This window comes from Blautia sp. AF26-2 (assembly GCF_003460955.1).
Classification (GTDB): domain Bacteria; phylum Bacillota; class Clostridia; order Lachnospirales; family Lachnospiraceae; genus Fusicatenibacter; species Fusicatenibacter saccharivorans.
The window spans coordinates 68,067-93,303 of the sequence record NZ_QTWD01000012.1; the positions used below are offsets into that span (position 1 = coordinate 68,067).

The window sequence follows — 25,237 nt, forward strand, 5'->3', positions numbered from 1 at the left end:
AACAATTGGTCCAGTGGACCAATTGTGATTTCTATATTTTATTTCTGTTTTCTTACTTCGCGGTGCGGATGCGGATCGTACGGATCTCATACGGCTTGATCGTAAGCTCAATCTCGTTCTCCTTCACACCAAGCGCGCCCTCGATCGGGTTCTCGAGAAGGTCGGTCTCCTCAGCGGATGCAATTGCCTCTGCGCAGTGCAGGGTCACTTTCGTTCTTGCATTCTCCACCTCGTACAGACGAACGATTACGCCGTCGCCGTCCTCTGCCTTCTTCACAGTCTCAAGCACTACGTCGCGTTTGTCTACAGACAGGAATTCCATGCGGTCTTTCTCTGCTGCACCTGCAACTGCTTTTGCCGGTACGTTCAGGTTCAGAGCTTCCTGCTCGGTGCCTGCCTCACGCCATGTTCCTGCGTGCGGATACAGAGAGTAAGTAAAGAAATGCTCTTCCTGGTCTGCGGTCAGGTTCGGCTCAGTTCCGGATTTGATCAGAGTCTGCGTCATCACACGGTTCTTCATGGAATAGCCGTACTTGCAGTCGTTCATCAGGCTGACGCCGTAGCTTCCCTCTGAGATATCAGCCCATTTGTGGCCGCATACTTCGAATCTTGCCTGATCCCAGCTTGTGTTGGTGTGCAGTTTTCTTGTCACATTACCGAACTGGATATCGAAAGTTGCCTCGTCGCTGTGAACGTCTACCGGGAAGTGAACTTTCAGTACATGCTCGGCGAACTTCCAGTCAACGTAGGTTTCGAAGTCGATTCTGCGGTCTTTTGCATAGAAATGGATCTGCTGGCGGATGACGGTGTCCATCACTTCGCGCTCAATTTCCAGTGTTGCGCGGACCGGACCGTTTTCTGTCCACTCCATGCGGCGTACACCCTCCACCTTCCAGGATTTCTCGGTATGGAAGATATCCAGGTTCCATGCGCTGTACTGCAGAGGTTTGTCCTCATAGATACGCAGCTCGTTGCCGGTTGTTCCGCTCTGAAGCACTTCGCGGTCATTCTCTTTATCAAACAAGGAAGTGAATTCACCGTTTGCATCGATCTGGATCGTGTAGAACGGAGTCTCAAGGGTATAGCCCTCTCCAGCTTCTGTTACAGCAAATGGCGTTTCCGCAGCGGCTCCGCTCGTCGGGCGCAGAACCTGATATCCTTTGGACGGCAGGTTTTCTGCATAGACAATGGCTCCGTCTTTCGTCTGCTGTACCGGATATACGGTGGTTCCGTCGGTCATGGCTTCTGCCGCGGTCTCACCGAGTACAACAACGTCGTTTCTTCTGTGGCCGAGAGTGTTCCATACGGTCACGCTCTCGTCTTTTGTTCCGCAGAGTGCTTCCATGCGCTCGCCGATCAGTTTTGCTGATGTCTCCGCAATCTCTGCATATTCTTTCTTCGTCTGCTCATATACCTCATGGATCGAGGAGCCCGGCAGAATATCGTGGAACTGGTTGGTCAGGATCATCTCCCACATGCGGTTCAGTTCTTCGGTCGGGTATGCTTTTCCGGCGTTTTCGGCCAGAACGGACAGAAGCTCTAATTCCATCATCGCGTACTCGCTCTTACGGTTGCCGCGTTTGTTGCGTGCCATCGAGGTGTATGTTCCGCGGTGGAACTCAAAATACAGTTCGCCGATCCAGGTTGGGAGGCGTTTGCTGTCTTTTACCTTCTCATGCAGCTCGTCGAAATACGTTCTCGCAAATGCCTGGCGTACTTTCGGCACACCTTTGATGCCTTTTTCCATACGTTTGGATGTCTCCAGCATTCTTCTGGTCGGGCCGCCGCCGCCGTCTCCGTAGCCGTAGCTGATCAGGATATCGTTGTTGATGTCCTTGTTCTGGTAGCGGTCCCATCCGCCCATGATGGCATCCGGGTGCAGCATTCCGTTGTATGTGGTAAAGAAGCTCGTCTCCGGCTGTCCGACGCCGAGCGTTGTGATCATATGAGTGAATACTTCACTTCCGTCGATGCCTTCCCAGTTCATCGTATCGTACGGCACTTTGTTGAACTCGTTCCATGCCAGTTTGGTCGTCATGAAGTAGTCAATTCCGCATTTTTTCAGAATCTGCGGCATCGCTGCGCTGTATCCGAAGACATCCGGCAGCCACAGGATCTTGTTGTCCACGCCAAACTCTTCTTTGAAAAAGCGTTTTCCGAACAGGAACTGGCGCACGAGGGACTCTCCTGAAGTCAGGTTGCAGTCTGCCTCAACCCACATGCCGCCTTCCGGCTCCCAGCGTCCTTCTTTGACTCTCTGGCGGATTTTCTCGTACACTTCCGGGTGTCTTTCTTTGACAAAGCTGTAGAGCTTCGGCTGGCTCGACATGAAGTGATAGTTCGGATACTCCTCCATCAGTTTTAATACCGTTGCAAAGCTTCGGCAGGATTTCTGGCGAACCTGGTCAATCGTCCACAGCCATGCCACATCAATGTGGGTGTGGCCGATGCACGTTGCCACAACTTCGTCCCAGCCGCCCATTTTTTCATAGATCTCTTCCTGGATGCATTTTTCTGCCTCTTCGATGGAAGCGTAGAACTCTTTACTGTACGGCTTGCGCAGGTCCAGCAGATTGATCGTGTTGGTCAGTGCGGTTTCGAGATCCAGACGCGTTTTATTATCCTCGTCCATACGGTTCAGGCCCTGCATCGGAACGATAAGGTCGTAATAGATCTCCTCGATTTTCGCATCATGCTCCTCAAGGTCTGCCAGCAGACGGAACTCGCTGTGCAGCGTTCCGGTGTAGGACTGCAGGTCAAGCTGGATTTTTTCACCGGCCTTTGCGTTTTCTCTTACAAGTACTTCGCGGTGGTTGATATCCATACCCTGGATCACTTCGCCGTTTGCAAACAGCAGGAACTGCGGGTTTCTTCCGTCATCCCAGTCGTCCAGTCCTGCATGGACTCTCATCCAGAGATTTTTTCCATCGAAACTCTCCGGAATGGTGATGGTGGTGCGGAACCAGTAATGTTTGTCCGGTCCGTACCAGCGGTCATTGACCGTATCAAACGATGTCCACGGCTCTTTTGATGCATCGGCCTCTGCCGGTGTGATATAGCATCCGTTTTTCACCTGCATATCGGTGATTTTGATTTTCTGTGAAATCGAAAGTCTTGCCAGTTCCTGGCAGATCACGTTCACACGCTCTTTTACAAATTTCATAGTGCCTCCTTATGCTTTCCATGGGGTCATTTTTAAAAAGAAAGTCCGCCGGACCTGCAGGCTTCTTTCACCCGTAAGCCCGGCGGACTTGTCGCTTTTTAAGTTATCTTATAAATCAAAGGCTATTCTCTTTCACATAGTTCAGCAGCTCATCTACGGTTGTGAATGCCATACCGGTTACAGTATCTGCGCATCCGTAGTAGATAGTGATTCTTCCGGTTGCTGCATCGCTTAAGGTTGCGCACGGGAATACTACGTTCGGAACATCACCCATGCACTCGTACTGGGTGATCGGAGCCATAATATAGTCTTTCGTTCTGTATTTTACTTTCCACGGCTCGTCGATATCAAGCAGTGCGCATCCCATACGATATACGTATCCGTTGCAGGTTGTGATAACGCCGTGGTAGATCAGCAGCCATCCCTCATCTGTTTCGATCGGAACCGGGCCGGCACCGATCTTGGTGCACTGCCATGCAGACTCATCGCCGCGGACCGGGCTCATCATGTGACGGTGTCTTCCCCAGAATTCCATATCTTTACTCTGGCTGACAAAGATATCGCCGAACGGTGTATGGCCGTTGTCGCTTGGACGGCTCATCATCATGTAGTAGCCGTTGATCTTTCTCGGGAACAGCACGCCGTTACGGTTGAATGGAAGGAATGCGTTCTCAAGCTGAACGAATTTCTTGAAGTCATAGGTGTAAGCAACACCGATGGTCGGGCCGTGATAGCCGTTGCACCAGGTTACATAGTATTTGTCGTCGATTTTGCAGACACGCGGGTCATAACGGTACTCTCTTGTCAGAATCTCCTCGTCAGCGCCCTCAAATTTGATCGGTTCATCCTCGATCTCCCAGTGGATACCGTCTTTACTTCTTCCAACGAAGATGTCCATGCTGATGGAACGGCTGTCGCAGCGGAATACACCTACGTATCCGTCCTCGAACGGTACGACTGCGCTGTTGAAGATACTGTTGGAACGTTTCTGCTCGTAACGGCCGATGATCGGGTTCTGATCATAGCGCCATACCGGCATGTGCTCTCCTGCTGGTTTTTCCTGCCAAGGCATATCCGGCAGATTGTTTCCGATGATTTTACTCATGATTGTTTCCCTCTGTGAAAATTATTTTTTTCTTTCTCTCTTGTCACGCCATACGGACATTTTTGATCTTTCGATCCGATACTTCTATCTTCGTCCATTTCTGCGCAAAAGTCAAGTGTTTTTGTTCACTTTTATGTAAATTTTCGTTTTCTTTGTTACTTTTTATCGTTCATTTATTCTCTTTTTCTGTTCATTTTGTTTACAAACAGATTTTTTTATTTTTCGTACGGTTTTCTTCCCCGCAGAATATCGGCATACCAGAATACAATTTCCGCAATGTGGTGCAGATCGCCTTCTTTGCTGATGCTTCTCCAGGACGCTTTATACTTCATAAACCAGGTTTCCAGCCGTCCCGCAAGTGCCGCGCAGGCTGCCTCATCTTTTTCTTTTCCAAGCTCGATATCACACAGTCTCGCACCCGTCTCATTCCAGATGTCAATCGCTTCCATCGTGAGTTCCAGCACCGGAACCATTGGACGGCAGGATTCTTCCAGAGCACCGGCTGTCTTTTTCAGTTCTTTTTTCAGAGCCGCAATTGTTTCCTTTGCAGCTGCACGCTTCGCCTCATCCTGGATTCTCGCGTCAAACAGCGCATTCCGGTTGTTCGGATGACCGAGCACTTTTTCCTCGTAAACGACGTTGGCATCCCACCAGTCAAAGATGGAGCATTCTGCCGTTTTTGCCATATAGGAAACGAATTTTCCGCTCCGGTCGCCGTAGGCCAGACGGGAAATCTGTTCATTCAGCTCCTCAAAGCTGTCGGTATCGTCTCCCCAGGAGAAGACGGCTCCATAGATCATGCCAGGAAGGGAAAAGTCCGGCTGATTGATGTGGCCGCAGTCACCCCAGTCTGTGTTCAGAACACCTTCCGCATGGTATTTTCTCGCATAGCCGCACATCCGTGCGATATTTTTGTAGCTGTTCTCCACCAGGTTCATCCACTGGTTCCAGCCGCCGACCCCAGGACAGAGATACTGTCTTGCACCAGCTTCCGCCATCACTTTTGCCTCATGCTCTCTCTGCTCGGCTGCATAGCCCCAGGTCAGGCAGACGGTTTCCTCTGGCAGCTCTTTGATCAGCTCCGGCTGTGCGCAGATGATATCGCCCCAGAACATCGGCTTTTTGCCTTTTGCCACGAGAAACTCGCAGAGCTCTTTTACATAGTCGATATACAGGCGGTGAACGCCTTTCTCGTCTGCCAGCGGTTTCGATTTTCCTTTTCCAAGGTCGAACGTTTCGTCCGCGCAGATGTTGAATTTATCCGTGGCAAAAAGCGCCATGTACTCCTCGATCATGGCCTTGATCAGCTCGATCGCTCTGCCGCCGGAGACATCCACCGTGTGATGCTGCATCCGGTCCCAGAAGGAAAACGGCTCTTTCCAGCTGTCTGGGAATTCACAGAGGTCGCCATAGCTCTTTGTGGAGAGCAGCATGTACAGATGGCCGAACGTTGCGATCGACGGCACCAATTCGATATGAAGCTTTGCGCAGTACGCATCCAGCTCGCGGATTTCCTCTGCCGTAAGCGGCGTCTCATCGCGCCACATCTCGGAAAGTCCGGAGAACAGATACGTGTGCTCCACATAGAGCTGCAGCTGGTTCAGCTTGTAGTACGCCATGCGGTCTGCCACCTGTTTTAAATAGGAAAGTGTCAGCACACGGCCTCTCGTCTCATCGAGATAATAGCCGCGCACCGGCAGATCCGGCTCATCCTCGATCCGCACGGCAGGAAGCAGTGCACCGTATTCGTGCATCATCTGGCACAGCGTCTGCACACCGTAGAGCACGCCGGCTCCGTCTCCGCCCTGGATGCGGATTTCCTCCTCTGTCACCTGCAGCACATACTGCTGGCTTTTCCTTGTCTCATCCAGTTCCAGCACAATCGCGCCGGTCTCTTTTCTTCCCGGAACGCCGTATCCGATATCGTACTGCATTCCGGTTTCCTTTTTGATTCCCTTCTGCAGCACTTTCGCATACGTATCCCCATTTCCCAGCAGTCTGCCATCCAGTACAATTCTGCCGTCATAGCAGAGTGCATGTTCCCCCGTCAGGAGTTTTACCTCTTTTGGTTTTGGTAAAAATTTCATTTTCCTTCTCCTCTTGTTTTTTGTTTTCTTTGTAACCATAGAACTTTCACTGAACGTTAAGTAACATTTTGAAACCACTTTTCTCTTCTCCCCCATCCTACCATATTTTTTCCACATATTCCACAATAATTTGTAATTTTCTTCAATTTTTTTCAAAATTTCTTCCTGTTCTGCTCTTTTATATGTAAAGTAACTTTTGTTTCCCATTTTCATTCCGGAACAAAATCTGTTTTTTCGGATGAATGCGATCATCGGCTTTACCGCTCTGGCTGCCGCCCACGTCAATCAGCCGGACCAGGTGCAGGAATACCTGAACAAGATTTCCACCTCCGGCCAGCACCTTTTTCCGCCTGAACCAGATTCTGCTGAATCTGCTGAGCAATGCCACGAAATTCACACAGAACGGCAGCACCATCATTGTCCGTATTATTCAGAAACCGTACTATAAAAAAGGGTATGCGCTCTACGAATTCCACGTCCGCGACAACGGCATCGGCATAAGCCGGGAATTCCAGGAGCACCTCTTTGAATCGTTTACACGCGAGGAGACTTCTACGGTCAGCGGCATTCAGGGTACGGGACTTGGCATGGCGATCAACGTCAGCCATATGGTACAGGAAATCGCGATGGAGCTCCTTTCGAACGCCGGATTTTCCGTCAGCCTTGCAGACGACGGCGATGTTGCCGTTGAGACGCTCCGCACCGCAGCGCCGGATCAGTTCGATCTGGTGCTGATGGATATTCAGATGCCGAAACTCGACGGATACTCTGCAACGCGCCAGATCCGCACGCCGGACGGCGCCATTGCCAAAGTGCTTGGCTGATTCCCCTTTCTTATCTGCCGGAACCGTGAATTTTCTCTTACTCGAAAAAGAGGAGAAAAAGTTCACGGTTCCGGCAGATTTTTTCTTGCATTCTTTCGGGGAAGTGTGCTAGAGTGAAGATATCATATTTTATAAGAGGTGCTTATTTTGGATATTAATTACGAGTTATATAAGGTTTTCTATTACGTTGCCACCACACTCAGTTTTTCCGAGGCCTCCAAGCTGCTTTTTATCTCGCAGTCGGCGGTCAGCCAGTCGATCAAGGTTCTGGAGAAAAAGCTTGGAATCACGCTCTTTATCCGCAGTACAAAGCGCGTGCAGTTAACGCCGGAGGGAGAAACGCTGCTGCGCCACGTAGAGCCTGCGATCAACCTGATTGCGCGCGGTGAAGCACAGATTATGGAAGCGGGAACGCTTGGCGGCGGCCAGCTCCGCATCGGCGCGAGCGACACAATCTGCCGCTATTTCCTTGTTCCGTACCTGAACCGTTTCCACCGCTCCTTTCCGAATGTCCACATCAAGGTGACAAACCAGACTTCGACCCAGTGTGTCGATCTGCTGGAATCCGGCCAGGTGGATTTCATCGTGACCAATTATCCAAACTCGCATCTTTCCAGCCGTCTTCACACGATTCCGATTCATTCGTTCCACGATATCTTCATCGCGAACGGCGAATATTACCCGGAACTGGAAAACAGGCCGGTTCACTTAAAAGAGCTGCTGCAGTACCCGATTCTGATGCTCGACCGCAAGAGTACGACGAGTGAGTTCCTGCACAGCCAGTTTCAGCGGTTCCAGCTCGACCTCGTGCCGGAAATTGAGCTTGGCAGCAACGATCTTCTGATCGACCTGGCGAGTATCGGCCTTGGCATCGCGTTTGTGCCGGACTACTGCCTTGTAAAAGAGACGGCGGCCTTCCAGCTCGACCTCGTGGAGGAGCTTCCGCCGCGCCAGCTTGTCGTTGCCCACAGCTCCCATCTGCCGATCCCGCAGGCGGCAAAAGAGTTCATGAGCATGCTGGAAAAAGGCGCCGAATAACTTTTTCCGATCTATACGTCAAAAGAGGCAGGATCCTCAAGAAATTTTTCTGGATCCCTGCCTCTTTTTCTGTTTTTATGATCCGTTCTGGATTTACTGCTCGCTGCCGTCTTTCTGCACCGGTTCGGATGCTTCCGCTTTTTCCGGGCTTTCTGCATCCGCTGCTGCCTTTCCGGCTTCTGCTTTCAGATACTCTTTGAGCTCTTCCGGGCTGGAGATCTGAATGTTGCGGTTTACTTTTGCATCGTATGTATCGGCTCTCATGATTTCGGAGAGATCGACACCGGTCGCCTCTTTCATCGACTCAAACAGCTTTGCCATCACCACCGGCACATTGCCCGCTACGGAGCCGATGCCGTTGTCTTCGCTTCCGCCGCCGATGATCGTAATCTTGTCGATCTGGCTGAGCGGCTCTGCGATCTTTCCGGCGATCTCCGGCAGAACCTTGATCATCATCTCTGCCATTGCGGCTTTGTTGTAGCGCTGGTAAGCCTCAGCTTTCTTCTCCATACCTTCGGCCTCTGCAAGTGCCTGGGCACGGATGGATGCGGCTTCCGCCTCACCTTTTGCCTTGATACCGAGTGCTTCCTGCTCCATCGCATAGCGCTGGGCTTCTGCCTGGGCTTTCTTTGCCTCCGCCTCGCGGATTTTTTCGAACTGGTCTGCCTCTGCGTCTTTCTGACGGCGGTACAAATCTGCCTCTGCCTGCTGCTGTTTTGCGTAACGCTCGGCCTCGGCTTTCTTCTTGACTTCTGCCTCGAGGGATTTCTCGGTTACTTCTACTTCTCTGGCACGGAGCTCAACCTCGCGCTCCTGACGGGCGATGTTCGCATTCGCGGAAGTGATTTCCAGCTCTTTTCTCTGCTGCTCTTCCTGAATCTTGTACGCTGCATCTGCCTCTGCCTTTTTGATATCGGACTCTTTTTTCAGCTCTGCCGACTTGATTGCCAGATCGTTGTTTTTCTTTGCGATCTCAGTCTCGGCAAGAACGCGCTCATCGTTCGCCTCTTTATTTGCACGCGCCTGGGCAATTTTGATTTCTTTCTCGGAATTGGCACGGGCGATCGCCGCGGATTTCTTGATTTTTACGATATTGTCGATACCGAGGTTTTCAATGACCTGATTGGAATCAACGAAATTCTGTACGTTGAAGCTGATGATGTCAAGTCCCATCGCAGCCAGGTCCGGTTCTGCATTTTCTTTGACCAGCTCCGCAAACTTCTGACGGTCGGAAACCATCTCTTCCAGACGCATCTTTCCAACGATCTCACGCATGTTTCCTTCAAGGACTTCTCTTGCAACCTTGGCAATATATTCGCTGTCGCGGTTCAGGAAGTTCTGGGATGCTTTCTGGAGCTTCTGCGGTTCGTCCCCGACTTTGATGTTGACGGCTGCATCCACCTGAATATTGATGTAGTCAGCGGTCGGCACGGCGTCGCTCGTCTTCACATCAATCGCTACCAGCTTCAGACTCAGCTTGTCCAGCCGCTCAAAGAATGGGAGCTTGATGCCGGCTTTACCGATCAGGATCCGCTGGCCTTTTTGGAAACCGGAAATAATAAATGCGGTATCCGGCGGCGCCTTCACATAACCGCTCGCCAGAATGGCAAGAATGATCACCACAACGGCGATCACGGCAATCATGGTTGCATGTTCGAATACAAATTCCATCTTGTTTCCTCCCTTTTTTCTGCGGATGCTTTTCGCTCCGCGTTCTGCTTTTGTGTCTGTGTTATTTTCACTATAGCATTTTTTGCGGGATAGATACAACTGCATTATTATTACGATTTTGTAAGATTTCTGTTCGGGCAAAAACAATCCGCTGGAGCAGATTCTGATATGCCTTGCAACAAAAAAACGAAGGAGCTTCTTTTTACAGAAACTTCTTCGCCTTTCCTTTTTTTCACTGATCCTGCTCTTATGCTCTTTCGACAATCTTCTCCAGCGCTTTTGTGATCGCTGCTTTCAGCTCCGTCTGATCTGCCGGTGTCTTGACGGCCAGCTGACGGATCAGTGCTGTTACGTGATCGTCTCCAACCTCACCAAGGCTCGTAACGGCCGCGATTTTTACGTCTACATCGTCTACTTCCAGAAGAGAAGTCAGAATATTAACAGAACCATCATTTCTCGAAGCTGCACAGGCTTTTGCAAGCGCTACCTGCGTTGTCTTGTCCGAATCCAGATACTGTTTTCTTAATTTGTCCCATTTTCCTTTTTCCACCATTTTTTTCAGCTTGTCTTCCGATGCCTCTTTTGAACCAAACATTGTAAATCCTTCTTTCTTTTTGCTCTTATTTTTGGTGGATGCAGCAACTGCCGCGGCGAATCAAAAAGGTTCGTAGTGTTTTTGCTGTCGTCCCTGTCATGTCCGCCACATTGTAACCATGCTCTCGTCCATAACAGAAATTATACTCCTTTTCTTCTGGTTTTTGAACAGAAATACTATAAAGTTTTTATAAAAATTGTTACTTTTTCACATTTTTTTCTTGTTGTTCTGCTTTTTATTTCAGATATCCCGTATATTCCGCCGTATGCAGCAGTTTATTGGCGTTTTCCACGCGCTCTTTGGTCGGCGGATTGATGCCTTCGAGTTTGTATGGGATTCCTAAGGTTTCCCATTTGAATACGCCGAGGGTGTGGTATGGGAGAACCTCTACGCGCTGTACGTTGTGCAGGCTGTGTAAAAACTCATCGAGGCGAATCAGATATTTGTCGTAGTCGCTGCGTTCCGGGACGAGGACGTGGCGGATCCAGACTGGTTTGCCGATCTCGTCAAGGTAGCGCGCCAGGTCGAGGATGTTCTCGTTGGTGCAGCCGGTCAGCTCTCTGTGCGCCTTGTCGTCAATCAACTTGATATCGAGCAGCAGCAGGTCGGTGTATTTCATCAACTCATTAAATTTGCTGAAATACGGCTCCTCTCTTGTGAACGGATTTCCACTGGTATCCAGCGTTGTGTGAACGCCGTTCTTTTTTGCCTTGCGGAACAGCTCGATCAGGAAGTCGATCTGCAGCAGCGGTTCTCCGCCGCTTACAGTAATGCCGCCCTTTTCGCCCCAGTAATTTTTGTAGCGGAGCGCCTTTTTCAGCACCTCATCTGCGGTCTGCCAGTCGGCATCTTTCATCGTCCAGGTATCCGGGTTGTGGCAGAACTGGCAGCGCATGTTGCAGCCCTTCACGAAAATCACGTAGCGTACGCCAGGTCCGTCGACGGATCCGAAGCTCTCGATCGAATGGATCGCGCCCTTTACCGGGCCATTGTTATTCTGATTCATTTCACTCATATTTTTTCCTCTTCTTTCCAACTTACTATCTTTCTATTTTTCTGTATTTTCCGGTCAAATTTCAGGGTTCTGCTTGATTATACGGAAATCCGCGGTTCTTTTCAAGGCTTTTCCATGTACAAAATCGAACACATGGCAGGATAAAAATTTGGTTTGCTATATTGCATTATGATATAGTGTGTGTTATGATCTACTCAACAAGGAGGTGTTCATATGAATCCACAACTCAAAAAGGGCGTCCTAGAGCTCTGTGTCCTCTCCCAGCTGACAAAAGAGGACAAATACGGCTATGAGCTGACAGACGCCATTTCCCGCGAAATGTCCATCGCCGCAGGAACGCTCTATATGATTTTAAAACGACTCAAGGAAGCCGGTTACGTGGAAACGTATCTACAGGAATCCGCATCCGGCCCTGCCCGGAAATATTACCATCTGACTGAAGCAGGAACAGCTTATCAGCAGGAGAAAAAACAGGAATGGCTGGATTTCACCCAGCAGATCAACCGACTGATTTCAGATGAAACGATCTGACGATAGAAAGGAAAATCATGATGAATACAACGTATGAAACTTATATGAATGCATTGAAACAGGGCCTTGCATCCTTTGATTCTGCCGCCGCAGAGGAAATTTTAAACGATTTCGAATCCCATTTCGCCGACGCCCGCAGCCAGGGTCTCTCCGATGAGGAAATCTGTGCGGAACTCGGCAATGTCGACGATGTCCTCGAATTTTTCCGTCAGGAATATGCCACAACGGAGCAGCCTGTTGCAAACGTGCTGCCACAGGAGAAAACCCACTCCAATTCTGAAGAAACACATCCGAACTACCCGTACGCCCCTTCCACCGCCATCACCGCTATGGAAATCTCCCTGCGGAACGCTTCTGCCGACTTTGCTCCGGGCACTTCCGCTTCGGTTGAGTTTGACTTTTCCGGCGACTTCGATCCGGACCGCTTCGAAGCAGGCATTGAGGGCAATACGTTCTGTCTGCGAGAGAAAAAGCTCATCCCTTCCGTATTCTGGAAACATCTTTTCTGCAATAATCACCAGAAAGAGGTGTTCTCCTTCCAGGTGCCGTCCACCGTACAGAAGCTGACGCTCCGCTCTTTGAACGGCGCGACCGGGCTTGATACCCTCTCCCTTACTACGCTCGAAATTTCCGCCACAAACGGCAAAATCACCGGCGATTCCCTTTCCGCATCCAGCTGCCGCATACAGGCTGCGAACGGAAAGATCGTCCTGACCCGTCTGCGCACAGACAGCCTCGATGTTTCCGCCACAAACGGCAGACTTGAAATCACCGGCGACTGCTCCCGCGCAGCTTTAAACGGTGTCAACGGCAAAGTCCTCTTCGAGGGAACCTGTTCCGAGTCCCTGACAGCAAAATCCGTCAACGGTTCCGTGAAACTCCATCTCCCGCACGACCTTGCCGATGCGTCCATTCATGCATCCACGACAACCGGAAAAATCCGCCTCGTCTCCAATGGAAGAACGGAATCCTACACAAAAACATTCACCCGCTCCGGTATTTCTGCCTTCACCATTCAGGCAAGTACCGTCAACGGAAATGTCCTGCTCTCTGACTTGCCGGCAGAAAACTGACAAAAAAGAATGGACTGGATAAAATGTTTTTCTTTAGTCGACTGATATGTAAGAAGAACACTGACTACAAAATCAGTGTCCTTCTTTCTTCCTTTACATATATTTCATAATAGTCGGCAATAATACATTCATATCTATTGGTTTTGCAACATGATCATTCATGCCACTTGCCAAAGCCATCTTCTTATCTTCTTCAAACGCATTTGCTGTCATTGCAACAATTGGAATCTGCGATTTGTTACCGTCTTTCAGTTCTCGAATTCTCCTGGATGCTTCATATCCGTTCATAATCGGCATCTGAATATCCATCAGAATCAGACTGTAGTAATTTTGCTTTGCTTTGTTAAACATATCAATACATGCAACGCCGTTCTCCGCTCTTTCTATCATGATTCCCTCTTCCGTCAAAAGTTCCGTTGCAATTTCTGCGTTCAAGTCATTATCTTCTACCAGAAGAACCCTTTTTCCTTCCAGTTTTTTGATATTCAACTGACCGTCTGCATGTTTCGGATTCCTTTCTTCCGCATTTGCTATTTTTAATGGAAGCGTGATTGTAAAAGTAGAACCTGCTCCCGGTTTGCTCTGAACTGTGATCTTGCCATTCATTAAATCCACCAGTTTCTTCACGATTCCCATGCCAAGTCCGCTACCTTCTATTCCGCTGTCTGACGAAGATCGTTCCTGTGAAAATGATTCAAAAATATGTTTTTGGAATTCTTCTGACATTCCGATTCCGTTGTCTGCTATGATAAGCTCTAATACACTCCAACCTTCTTTTTCGCCGGGATATTGGTTCAATGTACAGCTTATGTTACCGCCTTCACCCGTGTATTTCACAGCATTACTCAAAATGTTAATCGTAATTTCAGATGATCTTGCATCATCCATATGCAGGTATGGATATCGAATGTTCTTATTGACTTTCAGTGTTTGATGTTTTTCTTCTATCGGTTTTCTAAACATATCAATACATAAATCAAAGTTTTTAGAAACATCTGTTATTGTTTCATCCAGCGTTGCTTGGTTGTTTTCGATTCGTGCTAATTCAAGAATGTTATCAATCAAATGCAGCATTTTCTTTCCGCACAATAATATTTTTTCAAAGTAATCCTCTAATATAGTTGGCTCCTTTAAATGTTTCTCTCCCAATTCTGCATATCCAATGATTGCATTCATAGGGGTACGAATATCATGAGACATATTAAATAGAAATGTTGATTTTGCTTTATTAGCTGAATCGGCCAGTCTTGCAGCTTCCTGCAACAGTTTTTGCTGTTTCTGCTCATTTTCTTTTTGCTTCTTATATACAGAATATCCACAGGTACATAATATTACCAAAATACACGCTGTAATGCATCCCAGTACAATACTTAACTTATTCGTCTTCTCAACCATTCCATACGCTTTCTGCATATCCATTTCTATGCAGAAAGCACCTATCACTTCATTAGATTCATCTTCCGCTGTCACAGGATAACAGGCTGTAAAAATAGGTCCCCATGTTGTATCAACAATATCCTGAGAATATACTGTTTTTCCAGAAAGTGCTTTTTCTATATAAGGAACCATCTCCTTTTCAATCGGATCTCCCGGATGTCTGACGTCACCAGCCGATGGATCCAGTCCGTCTACAACGTAAATCAATCTACCGTCTTCATTTCTGGTTGCTGTGTAAATATATCTCGTAGAATTCAGCGTTCTGATTTCATTCATATATGTCGACATATTCTTGAATAGTTCTGTATTCTCATCAGCTTTACTTTTTATTTCATTAAAATCTTTTCGTCCCAGTCTGTCATTTACCAGCTTATGAACCGCATCTGCACTGGAAATATCTCGTTCAATTTCTGTTTTCAGAGCAGTTTTGGTATATGCTTGTTGTAAAATAAAAGTATATGCAACAACAGCCAAAATCACCATTGCCAGAAGGAATACCAACCGTCCCTCAAAAATTTTCCAATGATTTACCGGATTTTGATCTTTTCTTTTTTGTTTTATATAGTTATTTTTCATCATCGTATTTCACATGCCTTTTATCTAATTTTAATTTAATACAAAAACGTCTCAACTCTTCACGTATTTTACAAACATGGGTTACATTTCCAGACTCATCCCTTTTTTTACAGTAAAAAGCATCCTGTGCCAACTGCCATCACACATACGGTATTCTGTGGAAATGCATTCTTCCGCCTTTAATCTTGCTGAAAGTGTAGAGATATCCAGAAATGGACGGATCAGCGAGCGGTATTCAGATGCAGCCATTGTATCACAAAACTGATACAGTTTCTCCGATGCACATCCTCTGTTTCCTGTCTGCTTATCCCATGCACCTGGAAGGCTCCTGATTGCTGCGGTTGCCTCATAATCATTCATGACAGGCATTTTGCTTTCTCAACTCTTCGCTTATGGTCTGCTTAATTTTTTCATCATCCAACGGCTTTGCAAGATGTGCGTTCATTCCTGCTTCCATACACCTTTCGGCATCTTCCCTGAATGCATTTGCAGTCATAGCAATGATAGGAATTGTTTTTGCATCCTGCCGATCCAGAGCTCTTATTGTTCTTGTAGCAGTAAGACCATCCATCACCGGCATCATAACACCCATTAAAATAACATCGTATGTTCCCGGTTCGGAAGCTTCAAAATGCTGAACAGCTTCTAACCCATTGTTCACTGTTTCTACTTTAGCTCCATTTTCCGTCAGCATAAATTCTGCTATTTCCACATTCAGCTCATTATCTTCAACCAGCAATACCCGGATATCTGATATATCTGCATCAAAATCTTCTTTTTCTTCTGGCCGTGCATTCGTATCAATTTTAAATGGAAGTATTACAGTAAAACAGCTTCCTTCACCAAGCTTGCTTTCAACTGTTATGGTTCCGCCCATCTTTTCTACAAGTTGTTTCACAATAGGCATTCCCAGACCTGTCCCATTATAATCAGAACGTGGGGAATTATCTGCCTGTACAAATGGAGTAAACAATTCATTTTTTATAAATCCTTCTGACATTCCAATTCCATTATCTCTTATTTTAAATTCACATGTCATATGATCTTCTGATCTTTCAATCGTTCTCATACTCATGTAAATAAAACCATTCACCTTATTGTACTTCATACTGTTTGTAAACAGATTCATCAATATTTTTTTCAGATGAACTGCATTGCTCCAAACATATATACCACTGTAATCATCATGTTCTCCTATAACATGAAGTCCTTTTTCTTCTGCCTGAAAGTATAGCGACTCCGTGATTTCTTTACATACCTGATCCAGATTGATGGATTCATCACTAAAAACCACGGTATCCGATTCTAACTTTGCCATATCCAAAACATCATTTACCAATGATAATAGCAATTTCGAAGACTCATTTATTTTATTCAGGCAATCTTTTGCCCGCTCACCATCATTTCCGCTTTTTTCAAGAATTGTAAGCATGCCCATAATGCCATTGATCGGTGTCCTGATGTCATGAGACATGTTATTTAAAAAGGAAGTCTTAGCCTTATTGGCACTCTGTGCTTCTACAAGTGCATTTTGTAATTCCTGCTGTTTTTCTTCAAGCTCCTGATTCAGCTTCAATGCCTGCTCAGCAGACTTCTTGGATTTTTCTTCCGCACGTTTTGATTTTTTCAAAGAATCAAGAATTATACACAGAACAACGAAAAAAGAAATTCCAGCGATAAGTGATACTGTCAGTAAATTGTCCTGAATAAAATCCTTCGCTGTAACTTTTCGTGAGGAAGCATTATACGAAACTACTGCACCTGAAAATTGAGTTGTAGGCATAGATGTCAGTGTTTTATTCAGAATGGACAAAAGAACCGGTTCTCCCTGCTGAACAGCAAATGGAACATCAGCTTCTTTTGTCAGGAAAACACTATGAAGCTTATTATTTTTCAAATAGTCTGAAACAGTACCTGAATTGCTTACAATACAATCCGTCTCCCCTTTCTGCATTGCTTTTACTGCTGCATCTGATGTTTCATATTCCACAACCTTCCATTGCGGATAATTGTATGAAAGATATGCTTTCAATGCAAAATCATCTTCTTCAACGGCAGCTATATTCTCTTTATTTTCATCAAAAGAATCCTTTGCCGTAATTGCTGCCATATCGAGAGTCAATAGCGTATCCGACAAAGCAAATCCATTTGTTTCTGCAAAGTATGGATTCTGGTTTGCATGAAAAATCAGGTCTATTTTTCCATCCTGCAATGCCTGAAGCAGTTCACTTCTTGTCTCATATCCATTTAATTCAAATTCCAGAGTCTGACCTTGCAGACAATTTTCTGCAAGATCCACATAATCTGTAATAACACCTGTCAGTTTACCTGTTGATGGATCTACACTGCTGATACCTCCATCCTGATTCAGATACCCTATCCGGATTGCACCATGCTGCCCGATCCACTCACTTTCTTCTTTTGAAAGAAACGAGCTGCTCTGTGCAGAAAGATAACGCCTGTAGAGATCATCTGTGTAAAATGGGTTGTCATCCTTGATTCTGCGCATAGCACTATCCAATGCTTCTTTGATATCCGGACGTTCTGGATTTATAGCGAAATAGATTTCTGTCTCTCCAATACTTGTAAGCGGTGAAATATCCGATTCTTCCCAACGGGATTCTTCTACCGAAACGAAGCAGTCAATTTCATGTTTCGACAGTTTGTCCATAATTTCTGTGGTTGTAGAAACATTGATATGCTTCGTATGCAGACCATATTTTGATTCCCATTCATTAAGCACATCCTCCACTATATTATCTTTAGACACACCAATATTTTTTCCCTCAAAAGAATCCAAATTTCCTGCCGTAAGATCCATATTGGATGCATCCGTATAGATGTAGTATTTCTCTTCCCCCATAGGCATATCGGAAAAAAGCATATTTTCAGCACGTTCGTCTGTATAGGAAATGCCACCAAGAATATCAATCTCTCCATTTTCCAACTGTGTAAAGCAGTTTTTCCAATCACTTGTTATGTATTTATATGTCCATCCTGCATAACCTGCAATATCTTGAAGATACTCATAACCATAGCCGCTTCTTTCTCCCTTTTCATTGACTACATTATAAGTTTCCTCAAAAGATCCTACCCGGATAACATGATCAGAATTTTCTTGGGCAGATGTGGAAACAGGAAAAACAACCAAACATATCATTATGCAAAATATAAAATAACAAAATTTGAAATTTCTTATATTCTGTACTAATTTGCACTTCTTCATCTTTCTCCCACCCTCCAGGCTACAGTCGCTTGCTTGCTTGCAGATTTTAATTTTACATTCATTAATGTTCAATACCTCCACAACATTTTTATAAATATCTTTGCGACAGCTTCTGCTGTACTTTTACTATAATTATACTCTACAGCCAACTTGTGTCAATTTACTAACAGAGTAATTACATTCTTTTACTCCTTAATCTTGCTATTACTCTCCCCACAAATAGAGCCAAACTAGAGTCATTCGATAAAACAAATGCCGAAAACCCGCATAAATACAGGCTTTCGGCATTTTAGTCCGTTACTCGAACTCCTTTGCGGACTGCGTTTCATGACACGCAAAGGCTGTTATTAGAGGTTTATATTTCGAACATGCGTTCTGATTTTGCGTTTTTCGCACCGCTTATGAAGAAATAAACTCCAAAATAACTCCATTTTACTCTTTATTATTTTGTTGTTCTTCTCTTGCGTACAGGAGATCCAATGCCTGACATACAACACCACTCATGCTCTGATAGTGTCTTTCTGCATACTCAACAAGTCTCTGTTTTTGTTCTGGAGTCACCCGTACTCGTATGTTTTCTTCTTTGCCATCTTTTGGTGTTTTTCTAGCCAAACATATCACTTCCCTTCCACAAGTACAGTTTACTACTGATTACTACAAAATGTCAATCTATTTTTGTTATTTATATATATATTCTCTTGGACTAATCTTGAGCTATCTTGGACTAATTTACTTCTCACTCCTGTAGATCTTTATCTACAATCTCCCAGTAACCATTCTTTGGAGATCCATGTCTTATAAGAATACTATACTCTTTTAACTTCTTAATATTGTTCTCAATATTTCGACTGGCAACCCCAATTTTTTTAGCTAACTTAACTGCTGATAATTGATGATCTTCTGAAAGTAACTTTATAATCTTTTTCTGTGTATCGTTGAGGTCTGTTCTCCACACTACCTCCGATGCTTCTCCGATGTTTCTCCGATGTTTTCTTTTCCATTTGTCATCGGAAATGAACTACGGAACAACTCTACCCGAAACATATTATCGAATTCCTGAAATCTCGGCTTCGAAAGTCCATACTCTTCTGCAGCATTAAGGATTCTTTTTATTCCGCTTCCCCATGCTTCTACAAGTCCCATCTGACTGAATATATTAGCAATGCCTTTATTCCGGATCTTCGAATGACCATTCATGACTTCCTCATAAGTTAATCCGTTATATAATCCACCCGGAGAAGTCACCTCCAGTCTTTCATCATAAACTGCGACCTGAATACAAGATTCATCCAACAGGTTACGGTGACAATGGGCGTTAATGATCATTTCCCTGATTGCTTCCGGTGGTAGCTCATATTTCTCTTTTCGCACCAATCCGTCAATTGTTGCTCCAAGTCGAATATTTCTCAATACAAAATCTACTGCTTCTTCGATTTGTGTATAGATTGGTCCTATAAATTCTCTCTTATCAAGAAATACTGCACGATCTATTCCCTTGAATACCGCACATTGGGTTTTAGAAAATGAGAAATAATCTGATGTCAGCAACGCATAGGCATTCGTTGCCAGAAGCTGTCCCTCACTCTGCTTTAAGATCTTCCAGTTTATCAGCTGCTCTTTCTTCACAGAATGATCTGACATTCCTGCTTTTTTCCGGAACTTTTCAATATCCTGGCAAAGTTTCTCTGTAGCTTCTTCTGAAACTGGATATCCTACACAGGTAAGTTCATCCCAGGAGATTCTGTCTCCTTCCATCTCCAATTCTTTTATTTTCTCTGAAAATGCCTACCTTGATGTACCTGCAACACGGATATAAGTACCATTATCTTTTCCCTTTGATTTTAGATAATATGGTCTATTCTTTCCTGCTTCTACTGATACAACAATAACTGTTTTCCCGTTTACCGTCTGCGGCTCAATATCAGGAATGATCTGTGGCACACAGGAATCAGAAACTGCATTGGCAATTCCATCCATCAGCTGAAACAACACATCATTTTCCACACCAACAATCTGGTGTGTTTTATCATCTACTCCAAAAATCAGCTTGCCACCTTGTGTATTGGCAAAAGCTACGATTGTCTTCATGTACTTTTCACTTTTATCAGGTAAGGATACCTTGTACTCAATATTTTTCGATTCCCCGGAAAACATAGTATCTTCTACCATTCTTTCACTCCTAATCTATACTCGCACCATTGGTGCGAATAATTCTATTTCCAGAGTAAACCTCTCTGGATCATTAACACTATTATACATTCTATCCTTCTTTTCTAGCAAGCAAGAAAACAAAACAGTTCATTTTTTCTTACCATTTTCTTCTGTTCTTTTTAGATGCCAGATAAAGTCTCGTCATCTCATCCATGAAAGTAGTTTTGTCCTCATTGTTCATAGTTCCACTGGCAAATAAAGCAGCTGCCTGTTCAAGAATCTTCCTTGCCTGTTTAGCACCAGAATATTCACTTGGCTCATCATTACCCAAGCACACATTTCTCATGTAATTCTTTAATACAAGTCTCCCACATATCCATCTGCTTCCAGATGCATATAGCACTCATCCACCTTCTCTGATTCCAGAATACGCAAAACGTGTTCCATACCTGTAGCAAGTTCTTTTGTTTTTAACTCTTCCAGCGGAATCCAATAAACTCTTCCTTCCTCAGAACTCTTTAATTCTCCGGTAAACTTATCCGCTTTATACAAGGTAATAACATAGTGCACTCCACTCTTATGCCAATGATATAATCCTCCAAGCTTCGGTGCTTCAACCGTAAGTCCTGTTTCTTCCCAGACTTCCCGAATCATAGATTTCTGAAAAATCTCATTTGCTTCTACGTGACCGCCTGGAAAAGTTGTACCGGTATAGCTATCATTTACTTTATCCAGAGCCAGTACATTCCCTTTATGATCCTGAATCATACACATATTCATAAAACAGACCTTCTCAATCCGACTCTCTTCTTTTTCATTCAGAGATTTTCTGACACGTTTGTTGATATCCGATCGTTTGGATTTATAATGCTTGAAGACCTCTCCATACGGAATCCAAATTTCTGCATCTTCAATTTTTTCATAAACAGAATCCACCACTTCTTCCAGATGTTTGTCACTCGGAAAAGTACATTTTTTCATATAATAATCTCTGGTTACCTGAAACATCCATTCTGCAATCTTTTCTTTCTGCTTCATTTTTAATTGGGAATACTTCTTATTCGTTTGCAGTAGTCTCCCATCTATCATCTTATGGTTTTTCCGTGACATCGGTTTGACCTCTTTTCTTCTTTTTCATTCAGATTTTACTATACCACAGAATCATGCCTGCGTCATACTTCTGAGCTTCGATGTCCTCTTTTTCTTCTCTCAGTACCTTATTTATAGAGGAATCTTTTTAAGGACTCTCTTCCGGCGGCTGTGCCACCGGTAAATAGCAAGGACAGGAAGTGAGGATACACTTCCGGGAAATCCCAATTTAGGGTACCCTGCCCTAAATTGAAAAACGCTGAAAGCAACGATACTACTGCCCTCTCAGAAAGGAGAAACTGCTAATGGCTGAAAGAAAAAGAAACAAAGAAATTCATTTTTATGTCACCGAAGAAGAAAGGAAGCTTATCCGCAGAAAGATGATAGAGTCAAAAACTAAAAACATGGGAGCTTATCTGCGAAAAATGGCAATCGACGGTTACATCGTCAACACCGATACCACTCCACTGAAGAAACAGTATGAGGAAATGCACAAGATTGGTGTAAATATCAACCAGATTGCAAAAAAGGTAAATACCACCGGAGATCTATATCCGGAAGAAATGCAAGAATTGAAAGAGATGGTAAAAGAAATATGGCATATCTTAAAATCTTCCCCATTAAAGTAACAGACAAGAAAGCTCTGGACTATATTACAAATCCAGATAAGACAGATGAAAAACTGTTAGTTTCCAGTTTTGGCTGTTCCCCTGAAACTGCAGATCTTGAATTTTCTATGACAAGAGAAATGGCAAAAAAGAATGGAATGGACAAAGGTGATAACCTGGCATTTCATCTGATCCAGTCCTTCAAACCTGGAGAAGTTGATGCCGAAAATGCCCATCGCTTAGGTCAGCAATTTGCAGACGAAGTATTGAAAGGAAAATATGAATATGTGATCAGTACCCATGTTGACAAAAATCATATCCATAACCATATCATCTTCAACGCTGCAAGCTTTGTTGATCATCACAAGTATGTTTCCAATAAGCGGAGCTACCATAAACTCTGCAGAATCAGTAATCGTATCTGCCATGAAAATGGACTTGCCACCAGTATGCCAACCGGAGAAAAAGGTAAAAGCTATAAAGAGAACATGGAGTATCATCGTGGCACCAGCTGGAAAGCCAAACTACGTGTCGCAGTTGACAAAGCAATCTGGACTTCCATCAACTATGAGGAATTTCTACAAAAAATGCAGTTAGCCGGATACGAAGTCCGCCAAGGAAAGCACCTATCCTTCCGTGCACCGGAGCAGAAGAATTTCACTTATATGAAATCTCTTGGAAGTTATTATAGCGAAGAAAATGTCCGCATCCGTCTGGCTAAAAATCGTAGCAAAGTAAAAACTCCAAGACATCTGACCAGAGAAGCTCGCTTGTATATCAATATCTCCACTTATGTCACAACCGGAAATCGAGAAGGATTTGAACGGTGGGCAAAACTTAATAACCTGAAAGAAGCGGCCCGCACCTTCAACTATCTTTCCGAAAACAATCTACTTAATTATGACGATTTCCAACAGCATGTTTCTGATGTTGATGCTTCTGTTAAAGCGGCTGATCAGAGAATAACACAAATCAACAGTGAGCTGAGCACACAAAAAATCATTCAAAAGCACTGTGATTCTTACCGTCTCTGCCGAAAAGTGATTGAAGATTGCAAATCTGCTAAAAATCCAAAAGCATACCGGACCAAACATCAGGCAGAATACCAACTCCACGATTCACTAAAAAAAGAGCTCCAGGATCTGGGTGTCACCAAAATCCCAAGCTCTAATAAAATCCAGAAACGGATTGAAAATCTTGAATCTGAACAGGCAGCTACTGTCCGGGAAAAACAGGAATTGCAGAAAAAACAGAAGATACTAGATATTATCCAACAGAATTTCACAGCACTGCTCAATGCTCCTCAAATTTCAAACAACGATATCCATCGTACCGTCGCACCACCACTTCAACATTAATATCAGAAACGTTTTAAACCATATAAAACAAGAAAACTGATTCCACCGCAATGGATCAGTTTTCTTTAAATAATGGCTACTTCATTTTCTCTTTTTATAGAGTCCTACAATCAAACCAAGACTAACAATCGCTATTAAAAACCATGCAACTATATTTGTTGTATCTCCGGTTTTTACCGTATTTATTATTTTCTGAATAGTATTTGGCTTATCTGGTTTTGAAGGTGTCGGATCCTTTGGCTTATCTGGATTGCTCGGTGGTATTTCTGGTGAAACCCATTCAGCTTTAGGTTCTATCGTTACGTTATATTCTACATTCCCATTGATTTCAGATGGAATATTAACAAGGAATGGAGCAGATTCAAATTTATCTGTACCACTTTCCACATTTCCAATCTGTGCAATCAGATAAATTCCTTCATCCAATTCTCCAAAACTCGTGCGTCCCGAACTATCCGTTTCTTGCATTAAGCCGGAAATATCATTTTCCTTCGCAAATGCAAACAATCGTTTTGCCTGTTTTTCTCTTGCTTCTGCACTGGTATCTTGTAATGATATACCTGAATCTTTAAAACCATCTTCCCAGACCAGCTCATTATTTTTCATATATTGAATTGGAATTATCGAGAACTTTGCTCCGGAAAGAGTTACTTCTTTATCCGAACTATTTCTCCCCTTGTAACTGATTTGAATGCTTCCTGTTCTGCTTCCTGCTTCAGCATGGATTGTTGAAATATCTATAAAATTACCGACAAGAAAAAGCATAACGAATAAAATAATGTGAATACTTCTTATCTTCTTTCTCACCTTACTTTCCTCCTTTTTCTATCTCGTATACTATAAATTACAGCAATCATCAGTCCTATGAAAATTACTATAATTGTTACAATCAGCACTTTAGCAGTAAAAGATAACTCCGGTTTTATATTTGTATCCGGCTCTTGCTTCGTTGCCTCTTCATAAGGTATTCTCTCTCCACGAACTAAAAGTCTGTGTGTATTAATTGCAAATGGTGTACAAGTAACAAGTGTTGCATAATCCTTGCCTGGTTCAATAGATAACCCATCTGTCTCTTCCGGTAAAACTGTTAATATCTGATCAATCTGATATGCCAGTGTTTCATCTAAAACTTTAATGTAAAAAATATCTCCTACTTCCAATTTATCCATATTGGTAAATAGTGTTTTTGTCGGAAGACCTCTATGTCCTGTCAGAACTGTATGTGTACTTTCTCCACCTACTGGAAGAGATGTACCCCAGAAATGTCCGACACCTGTCTGCAGAACTGCTTCACTTGTTCCATGATAGATTGGAAGTTCTATATTAATCTTAGGAATACGGATATATCCCATCATTCCCGAACCATCTACGTTTAACAGTCCCTCATAACGAGCATCTATTTCCACATCTTCTTGCGAAAATGGATCAATCAAATCAATATTTCCCAGCATTTCCTTATTATATGCTCTCGCCTCTTCCAACATCTGCTCTTTTTCTGCCTTACTCAACTTTACACTTTCCTCATCATAATAGGATACAACTTTGGAACCATTCTTTTCGTTCAGATAACTACTAAACGTTGGATATAACAATACGGAGAATGCAACCAAAAGCACGATCAGACGAATGATATCTTTTATTGTTATCTTCTTTTTTTTCTTCTTACTCTTCATTTCATTCTCCCTGTTGT

At 44.3% G+C, this 25,237-nt stretch carries 24 protein-coding genes and 1 pseudogene; 8 read left to right on the top strand and 17 right to left on the bottom strand.

Annotated elements, in window-relative coordinates:
* Positions 1–52: 52 nt before the first annotated feature.
* The 3 genes from DWY63_RS14765 to DWY63_RS14775 all read right to left on the bottom strand — a co-directional run bounded on the left by DWY63_RS14765 (position 53) and on the right by DWY63_RS14775 (position 6,355).
* The gene (locus DWY63_RS14765; protein ID WP_117802517.1) at positions 53–3,163 is read right to left on the bottom strand and encodes an alpha-mannosidase; all 3,111 of its coding nucleotides are present in this window, start codon (positions 3,161–3,163) and stop codon (positions 53–55) included.
* A 115-nt stretch (positions 3,164–3,278) separates the two neighbouring features.
* The gene (locus DWY63_RS14770; protein ID WP_055221374.1) at positions 3,279–4,268 is read right to left on the bottom strand and encodes a glycoside hydrolase family 130 protein; all 990 of its coding nucleotides are present in this window, start codon (positions 4,266–4,268) and stop codon (positions 3,279–3,281) included.
* Between the two features lie 215 nt (positions 4,269–4,483).
* The gene (locus tag DWY63_RS14775) at positions 4,484–6,355 is read right to left on the bottom strand and encodes a beta-N-acetylhexosaminidase (protein WP_117802545.1); all 1,872 of its coding nucleotides are present in this window, start codon (positions 6,353–6,355) and stop codon (positions 4,484–4,486) included.
* Positions 6,356–6,593: 238 nt separating this feature from the next.
* On the opposite strand from DWY63_RS14775, the gene DWY63_RS18490 reads away from it, so the two are divergent.
* From DWY63_RS18490 to DWY63_RS14785, 4 genes and pseudogenes are all read left to right on the top strand, one after another.
* Positions 6,594–6,803: a hypothetical protein gene (locus tag DWY63_RS18490; protein ID WP_226906391.1), complete on the top strand. Its 210-nt coding sequence runs from the start codon at positions 6,594–6,596 to the stop codon at positions 6,801–6,803.
* Positions 6,730–6,891 (top strand): annotated as a pseudogene (locus DWY63_RS19160) (ATP-binding protein); the annotation flags it as partial. The gene DWY63_RS18490 and the pseudogene DWY63_RS19160, both read left to right, overlap by 74 nt.
* A 51-nt stretch (positions 6,892–6,942) precedes the next feature.
* On the top strand, positions 6,943–7,179 hold the full coding sequence (locus tag DWY63_RS18500) for a response regulator (RefSeq protein WP_242998512.1): 237 nt from the start codon (positions 6,943–6,945) through the stop codon (positions 7,177–7,179).
* Positions 7,180–7,326: 147 nt separating this feature from the next.
* Entirely contained in the window at positions 7,327–8,217 is an 891-nt protein-coding gene (locus DWY63_RS14785) for a LysR family transcriptional regulator (protein WP_022463164.1), read from the top strand.
* A gap of 93 nt (positions 8,218–8,310) precedes the next feature.
* Here the strand turns inward: DWY63_RS14785 and DWY63_RS14790 are convergent, their stop codons facing one another.
* The 3 genes from DWY63_RS14790 to pflA all read right to left on the bottom strand — a co-directional run bounded on the left by DWY63_RS14790 (position 8,311) and on the right by pflA (position 11,498).
* A complete protein-coding gene (locus DWY63_RS14790; RefSeq protein WP_226906392.1) occupies positions 8,311–9,888 on the bottom strand; it encodes a flotillin family protein in 1,578 nt (525 codons plus the stop codon).
* Positions 9,889–10,135: 247 nt separating this feature from the next.
* A complete protein-coding gene (locus tag DWY63_RS14795; RefSeq protein WP_022463162.1) occupies positions 10,136–10,483 on the bottom strand; it encodes a HEAT repeat domain-containing protein in 348 nt (115 codons plus the stop codon).
* A gap of 235 nt (positions 10,484–10,718) precedes the next feature.
* Positions 10,719–11,498 carry a pyruvate formate-lyase-activating protein gene (pflA, locus tag DWY63_RS14800; RefSeq protein ID WP_330415499.1) on the bottom strand — a complete coding sequence of 260 codons (780 nt, stop codon included), beginning with the start codon at positions 11,496–11,498 and terminating at the stop codon, positions 10,719–10,721.
* A 213-nt stretch (positions 11,499–11,711) separates the two neighbouring features.
* Here pflA and DWY63_RS14805 point away from each other — a divergent pair, with 213 nt between their 5' ends.
* Together DWY63_RS14805 and DWY63_RS14810 are read left to right on the top strand one after the other, a co-directional pair.
* Positions 11,712–12,029: a PadR family transcriptional regulator gene (locus tag DWY63_RS14805; protein ID WP_022463160.1), complete on the top strand. Its 318-nt coding sequence runs from the start codon at positions 11,712–11,714 to the stop codon at positions 12,027–12,029.
* 17 nt (positions 12,030–12,046) lie between these two features.
* On the top strand, positions 12,047–13,102 hold the full coding sequence (locus tag DWY63_RS14810; RefSeq protein WP_082424725.1) for a DUF4097 family beta strand repeat-containing protein: 1,056 nt from the start codon (positions 12,047–12,049) through the stop codon (positions 13,100–13,102).
* Positions 13,103–13,195: 93 nt separating this feature from the next.
* On the opposite strand, the gene DWY63_RS14815 is transcribed toward DWY63_RS14810, so the two are convergent.
* The 9 genes from DWY63_RS14815 to DWY63_RS14850 all read right to left on the bottom strand — a co-directional run bounded on the left by DWY63_RS14815 (position 13,196) and on the right by DWY63_RS14850 (position 21,530).
* A complete protein-coding gene (locus tag DWY63_RS14815) occupies positions 13,196–15,118 on the bottom strand; it encodes a hybrid sensor histidine kinase/response regulator (RefSeq protein WP_055221365.1) in 1,923 nt (640 codons plus the stop codon).
* Positions 15,119–15,196: 78 nt separating this feature from the next.
* On the bottom strand, positions 15,197–15,475 hold the full coding sequence (locus DWY63_RS14820) for a hypothetical protein (RefSeq protein ID WP_117802518.1): 279 nt from the start codon (positions 15,473–15,475) through the stop codon (positions 15,197–15,199).
* Positions 15,468–18,341 carry a response regulator gene (locus DWY63_RS14825; RefSeq protein WP_117802519.1) on the bottom strand — a complete coding sequence of 958 codons (2,874 nt, stop codon included), beginning with the start codon at positions 18,339–18,341 and terminating at the stop codon, positions 15,468–15,470. Before DWY63_RS14825 ends, DWY63_RS14820 begins: the two co-directional genes overlap by 8 nt.
* 432 nt (positions 18,342–18,773) lie before the next feature.
* A complete protein-coding gene (locus DWY63_RS14830) occupies positions 18,774–18,953 on the bottom strand; it encodes a hypothetical protein (protein WP_028086473.1) in 180 nt (59 codons plus the stop codon).
* Positions 18,954–19,077: 124 nt separating this feature from the next.
* Positions 19,078–19,296, bottom strand: a complete 219-nt coding sequence (locus tag DWY63_RS18960) for a winged helix-turn-helix transcriptional regulator (RefSeq protein WP_243001898.1) — start codon at positions 19,294–19,296, stop codon at positions 19,078–19,080.
* On the bottom strand, positions 19,296–20,096 hold the full coding sequence (locus tag DWY63_RS18510; RefSeq protein WP_243001903.1) for an ATP-binding protein: 801 nt from the start codon (positions 20,094–20,096) through the stop codon (positions 19,296–19,298). Before DWY63_RS18510 ends, DWY63_RS18960 begins: the two co-directional genes overlap by 1 nt.
* A 30-nt stretch (positions 20,097–20,126) precedes the next feature.
* Entirely contained in the window at positions 20,127–20,510 is a 384-nt protein-coding gene (locus tag DWY63_RS18515; protein ID WP_243001899.1) for an AlbA family DNA-binding domain-containing protein, read from the bottom strand.
* A gap of 139 nt (positions 20,511–20,649) precedes the next feature.
* A complete protein-coding gene (locus tag DWY63_RS18060) occupies positions 20,650–20,823 on the bottom strand; it encodes a hypothetical protein (RefSeq protein ID WP_158565955.1) in 174 nt (57 codons plus the stop codon).
* Between the two features lie 23 nt (positions 20,824–20,846).
* On the bottom strand, positions 20,847–21,530 hold the full coding sequence (locus DWY63_RS14850) for an 8-oxo-dGTP diphosphatase (protein ID WP_243001900.1): 684 nt from the start codon (positions 21,528–21,530) through the stop codon (positions 20,847–20,849).
* Between the two features lie 356 nt (positions 21,531–21,886).
* Between DWY63_RS14850 and DWY63_RS14855 the strand changes: the two genes are divergently transcribed.
* Positions 21,887–22,210, top strand: coding sequence for a MobC family plasmid mobilization relaxosome protein (locus tag DWY63_RS14855; protein ID WP_117761217.1), 324 nt, complete (start codon positions 21,887–21,889; stop codon positions 22,208–22,210).
* The gene (locus tag DWY63_RS14860) at positions 22,177–23,547 is read left to right on the top strand and encodes a relaxase/mobilization nuclease domain-containing protein (RefSeq protein WP_117802522.1); all 1,371 of its coding nucleotides are present in this window, start codon (positions 22,177–22,179) and stop codon (positions 23,545–23,547) included. Before DWY63_RS14855 ends, DWY63_RS14860 begins: the two co-directional genes overlap by 34 nt.
* A gap of 81 nt (positions 23,548–23,628) precedes the next feature.
* Here DWY63_RS14860 and DWY63_RS14865 read toward each other — a convergent pair whose 3' ends face one another.
* Entirely contained in the window at positions 23,629–24,354 is a 726-nt protein-coding gene (locus DWY63_RS14865) for a hypothetical protein (protein ID WP_117802523.1), read from the bottom strand.
* The gene (locus DWY63_RS14870) at positions 24,351–25,220 is read right to left on the bottom strand and encodes a class C sortase (RefSeq protein WP_117802524.1); all 870 of its coding nucleotides are present in this window, start codon (positions 25,218–25,220) and stop codon (positions 24,351–24,353) included. The genes DWY63_RS14865 and DWY63_RS14870 overlap by 4 nt, the downstream gene beginning before the upstream one ends.
* Positions 25,221–25,237 lie beyond the last annotated feature (17 nt).

Excerpts from the sequence above, each read along its gene's own strand:
- DWY63_RS14765 (WP_117802517.1), bottom strand. The coding sequence starts at position 3,163 with ATGAAATTTGTAAAAGAGCGTGTGAACGTGATCTGCCAGGAACTGGCA.
- DWY63_RS14770 (WP_055221374.1), bottom strand. The coding sequence starts at position 4,268 with ATGAGTAAAATCATCGGAAACAATCTGCCGGATATGCCTTGGCAGGAA.
- DWY63_RS14775 (WP_117802545.1), bottom strand. The coding sequence starts at position 6,355 with ATGAAATTTTTACCAAAACCAAAAGAGGTAAAACTCCTGACGGGGGAA.
- DWY63_RS18490 (WP_226906391.1), top strand. The coding sequence starts at position 6,594 with ATGAATGCGATCATCGGCTTTACCGCTCTGGCTGCCGCCCACGTCAAT.
- DWY63_RS18500 (WP_242998512.1), top strand. The coding sequence starts at position 6,943 with ATGGCGATCAACGTCAGCCATATGGTACAGGAAATCGCGATGGAGCTC.
- DWY63_RS14790 (WP_226906392.1), bottom strand. The coding sequence starts at position 9,888 with ATGGAATTTGTATTCGAACATGCAACCATGATTGCCGTGATCGCCGTT.
- DWY63_RS14795 (WP_022463162.1), bottom strand. The coding sequence starts at position 10,483 with ATGTTTGGTTCAAAAGAGGCATCGGAAGACAAGCTGAAAAAAATGGTG.
- pflA (WP_330415499.1), bottom strand. The coding sequence starts at position 11,498 with ATGAGTGAAATGAATCAGAATAACAATGGCCCGGTAAAGGGCGCGATC.
- DWY63_RS14805 (WP_022463160.1), top strand. The coding sequence starts at position 11,712 with ATGAATCCACAACTCAAAAAGGGCGTCCTAGAGCTCTGTGTCCTCTCC.
- DWY63_RS14810 (WP_082424725.1), top strand. The coding sequence starts at position 12,047 with ATGATGAATACAACGTATGAAACTTATATGAATGCATTGAAACAGGGC.
- DWY63_RS14815 (WP_055221365.1), bottom strand. The coding sequence starts at position 15,118 with ATGATGAAAAATAACTATATAAAACAAAAAAGAAAAGATCAAAATCCG.
- DWY63_RS14820 (WP_117802518.1), bottom strand. The coding sequence starts at position 15,475 with ATGAATGATTATGAGGCAACCGCAGCAATCAGGAGCCTTCCAGGTGCA.
- DWY63_RS14825 (WP_117802519.1), bottom strand. The coding sequence starts at position 18,341 with ATGAAGAAGTGCAAATTAGTACAGAATATAAGAAATTTCAAATTTTGT.
- DWY63_RS18510 (WP_243001903.1), bottom strand. The coding sequence starts at position 20,096 with ATGGAAGGAGACAGAATCTCCTGGGATGAACTTACCTGTGTAGGATAT.
- DWY63_RS18515 (WP_243001899.1), bottom strand. The coding sequence starts at position 20,510 with ATGGTAGAAGATACTATGTTTTCCGGGGAATCGAAAAATATTGAGTAC.
- DWY63_RS14850 (WP_243001900.1), bottom strand. The coding sequence starts at position 21,530 with ATGAAGCAGAAAGAAAAGATTGCAGAATGGATGTTTCAGGTAACCAGA.
- DWY63_RS14855 (WP_117761217.1), top strand. The coding sequence starts at position 21,887 with ATGGCTGAAAGAAAAAGAAACAAAGAAATTCATTTTTATGTCACCGAA.
- DWY63_RS14860 (WP_117802522.1), top strand. The coding sequence starts at position 22,177 with ATGGCATATCTTAAAATCTTCCCCATTAAAGTAACAGACAAGAAAGCT.
- DWY63_RS14870 (WP_117802524.1), bottom strand. The coding sequence starts at position 25,220 with ATGAAGAGTAAGAAGAAAAAAAAGAAGATAACAATAAAAGATATCATT.